We start from the raw sequence: 4,163 nt of genomic DNA, 5'->3' as shown, positions 1-4,163 counted from the left end.
AGAGCGTCCCCATGATGCCCTGAATGATCTGACACCATGGGAATATTTAACCAAGCATGAAATGGCCGAAATCTCTAATTATGGATGTAACTAATTAAGGGAGGTTTACACGTAGGCGCAGCCGTGTTCACAAACGCAGAGAACGAATGGAAGCGCCAGGGTTAATGCTGCAAATGGACGGCAGCACACATCGCTGGTTTGGCGATAGGAAATCGTGTTTAATCGCCGTGATTGATGATGCCAACAGCGATATTCATGCCGAGTTCTTTCCGTCGGAAACTACTGAAGGGTGTATGAAAGTAATGCGCTCAGTCGTTGAGAAATACGGTGTATTTAAAACCCTATATGTTGATCGTGCCGGAATATTCGGTGGCCCTAAACGCTGCAACTTCTCCCAGATGCAACGGGCCTGTGAGGAGTTGGGAATTGAAATCATCTTCGCCAGTTCTCCTCAGGGTAAAGGCAGGATTGAACGCGCCTTCGATACCTTGCAAGACAGGTTGATACCGGAGTTACGACTCAACAACATTACTGACATGACGGGCGCAAATAGCTACCTCCAACACGTCTTCATTCCCCAGTTCTGGCGTAAAAATCTGGTTGTAAAAGCAAGAGTATCAGACAACGAATATACGCCTGTACCACGCTACACCAACCTTGATGATATCTGTATCACTAAGGTTTACCGGAAAATACGCAACGACCATACGTTTAGCTACAGGGGAAAACTCTACTTCATCGACTCACCGCTTAAGCACTCAATCGCAAACCAGAAAATTGAAATTCGTACTGGTAAATATAAGCGGTTTGAAGCTTACTTCGCTGGACGAAAGCTACAGGTAACAGAAGTCACTGAGCCTGAAAAATTGTCCTCGGAAGACAATGAGATCCAGAAGAAGCTTGAGGTATTAGCGTTGGCTGACAGGCTTGGAAATGTGGCAGAGGCATCCCGACTTAGTGGCGTCTCCCGCGATACCATTTACCGCCACCGAAAACTGATTAAACAAGGTGGAATCGAATCGTTAAAACGTCAGGAAACACCAGATCTACATCACAAAAATCGTACTGACAGAGCCATTGAGGAAGTGGTCATCGAATTCTCCCTGGCTAACCCACATCTAGGACAATCCACGGTGTCACGGCTGCTCAAATCTGAAAGGAACGTCGACATACACGCTAGCGGCGTTCGAAATATTTGGCTGAGGGAAAACATGAATACCACTGCGTTACGGCTAGCAAAGCTTGCCGAAGTGCGGCAACATTGATAGTGTGATTACGTCAAAATCGCTTGGTACTTATACCGTCAGTATCCCTTGGTAATCACACTAATTCACTTGAATACATACAATAATTTACACTCACGCCCAATTGCTACTGAATGACCTTTTCATTAAGATGGAAACTTCTTTACATCTGTTCAAAATAAATACACACCCAAGAGTATCTCTTGGGGTTAATACGAAATTCATTTTGAATCAACAACGATTTCCTAGTGCATCTGAAGCTCAGTAAGTCTATTGGCTCTAAGTAGTGACTAGTAACTAAAATTTCAAAGCTATAGGGATTTAGCCAGTGAAAGTACAAACCATTTTTAGCAGGCAGGAAAGAATAGGCATAGTTTTTTTCGCCCTTTTGTCTACTGTGCTTGGCGCTCTAGGTTATCGGAAGTATTTTCAGTCTCAAGAACTAGCGAGTAATTTAAGCGATTGGCTGTATTGGTCACTGAGCTTGTTTTTATTTCAGTTAGAAGTGACTAATGATCTACCTGTTAGTCTAGATATTGCCCGTTGGTTAGCGCCCGCAACTTTCAGTTTTACAGTAATTAAAGCTCTGATGGCGATGCTAAATCAGCATATGAATATGCTGAAAATACGCTTTTTTAAAGGGCATACCGTCATTTTTGGTCTGAACGAAAATACTGTCAGAGTAGCAAACTCTCTGTCTACCGAAGGAATTAATACTCTTATCGTAGCTCCACAAAATGACAGTATATATTGGAGCGCAATTTCGCGAACTAACGTCATACCGGTAATTGCTCCTACAATGGATAAAAACCTTATTCCAAAGCTCAACTTAACAGCGGCTAAAACACTCTATATTTCTACTGATAACGATACAGAAAATGTGGAATATACCCATCGGGTAGACTCGTTTTTGAATTCGCGCCAACTCAAAAATACCATGCAATGTATTACCCAAATTCGCGATACACAATTAATGGTAGTACTTAATAACCTAAGTTTGTTTGCGGAGGATAGGCCTAATATAACTACACGAGTGGTTAACTATCAAAAAACAGGGGCGAGATGGCTGATAAATCATTTTGGCCCAGAAAGGTACCATCGCAATTTAGCAAATCGGGAACTCATTAACATCCTTTTAGTTGGTAACGAGCCCATAATTAGTGACGTTTTACTTAAATTCGCAGAAATAGGCGTATATGGAGAAAATACGCGCTTACGTTTTTACTTGGCGTCATTGCATGCAGAAAAATTTTGTAGTGAGATAACTGCGCATTATCCATGTATTTCGCAACTGGTTGATATACATCCTGTTCAATGCGATGTAATGAGTGCCAGTGTGTTTAGTACGTTGAAAAAAATGGCTCCCGATATTGGCTACATTTTTCCTAGCGGCACAGATAACTCACTACTACTTCTTAATTATCTATTGGGAGCAGAAGCAAGCTTTCCGTTGATCCTATGTGAAACAGAAAAGCAACAAAACACCAAATGGTTAGCTGGAGAATTTAAGTCTTTCGACAATGTGTTTTTTGCCGATATTCACGACCACATATGCCATTTCAATTATTTATTTGGGAATCAACAAGATAAACTAGCTATTGCCATCCATAATAATTATCTGGTTCAACAAAGTGCGCGTGGTGAAACGCCAGCTACAAATTCTTCACTCGTCTCATGGGAAAGTTTACCCGAAAGCCTAAAAGATGCTAATCGTAATCAAGCAGACCATTTATTGATTAAGTTTCACTTATTAACTGGTACACATTCACCATCAAAAGAGCAACTGGAATCAGCCATCACTAGCTGTGATTTGTTTAATCTAGCGAAGATGGAGCACAGGCGTTGGCTAGCCGGTAAGGTTCTTGAAGGATGGCAATATACCGATGGACCAAAAGATATAAGTAAGAAGCTGTCCCCTACAATTGTAGACTGGAATGAATTATCTGATACAGAGAAACAAAAAGATGTAGACACACTGACCAATTTACCTAATTTACTTTCCACCTTGCAGTTAAATTGATGGAAGAGTTAGGTATATCAGGAGCTGTTGAGGTTTAATAGAAATAATAGGGATGACAATGTGACTACGGAAATTGTTCAAAAAAATGACTCTGGTGTGGAAAAGCAATATCTGGCATTTATCTCTTATCGCCACGCGGATAATAAAGATGAAGACCGTCAATGGTCGACTTGGCTACATCAAGAACTCGAATCCTATAAAGTTCCCCCAGATTTAGTCGGGACCGTTAACCTACGCGGTGAACGGGTACCGGAGCGTATTTATCCGGTATTTCGTGATGAAGTGTCGTTACCCGCTTTTGCCGATCTTAGTGAAGCGATTACACAAGCATTAGATAACTCCGCCTTTTTAATTGTGTTGTGTTCGCCTAGAGCGCGACAATCTAATTATGTCAATCAGGAAATCTTGCATTTTAAACGCCAGGGAAAACATGATCGTATAATGGCAGCATTGCTTCTTGGTGAGCCCAATGCCTCTATAGATAAAAGTAAAGGAGAAGATCCAGAAAAACCCGCTACGTTAGAATGCTTTCCCCGAGCACTACAATATTCGCTCGACGCAGATGGTGAACTTGATACCCAGCTGCCCACTGAACCAATAGCAGCAGATTTTCGATTACCAGATGGCTCAAAAGGCTTTACGAATTCAGCTAGCTACAAAAAGCACTTAGTGAAAAGTGGGATATCACCCCAAAAAGCAAAATTACTGTCTATTGCTTATGAAGAGCAGCTTAAGACTGCCAAATTAAAAATAATTGCAGGCATTTTAGGCTTGCCGCTAGAAGTGCTCGCGAATTCAACTCCGAAGTGCACCACTCCCCAAATTAGGCCGCCTTGCGTAATTCATCGAATACCGCGGCTGGTTGCCTGAAGCCGAGACACTTTCTCGGTCTGGCATTT

1 protein-coding gene and 2 pseudogenes are annotated in these 4,163 nt (G+C 41.9%); all 3 read left to right on the top strand.

The window, feature by feature from the left end; genetic code table 11:
* Nucleotides 1-101 precede the first annotated feature (101 nt).
* A pseudogene (locus tag ACXAH6_RS20270) lies at nucleotides 102-1,265 on the top strand (ISNCY family transposase); the annotation flags it as partial.
* A 307-nt stretch (nucleotides 1,266-1,572) separates the two neighbouring features.
* Complete coding sequence (locus tag ACXAH6_RS20265) at nucleotides 1,573-3,264, top strand: RyR domain-containing protein (protein WP_474879799.1); 1,692 nt, start codon at nucleotides 1,573-1,575, stop codon at nucleotides 3,262-3,264.
* Between the two features lie 60 nt (nucleotides 3,265-3,324).
* Nucleotides 3,325-3,708: pseudogene (locus ACXAH6_RS20260) on the top strand (toll/interleukin-1 receptor domain-containing protein); the annotation flags it as partial.
* Between the last annotated feature and the right edge of the window lie 455 nt (nucleotides 3,709-4,163).

This window comes from Alteromonas sp. ABE4_545 (assembly GCF_056161325.1).
This window is presented reverse-complemented; position numbering and strand designations above follow the sequence as displayed.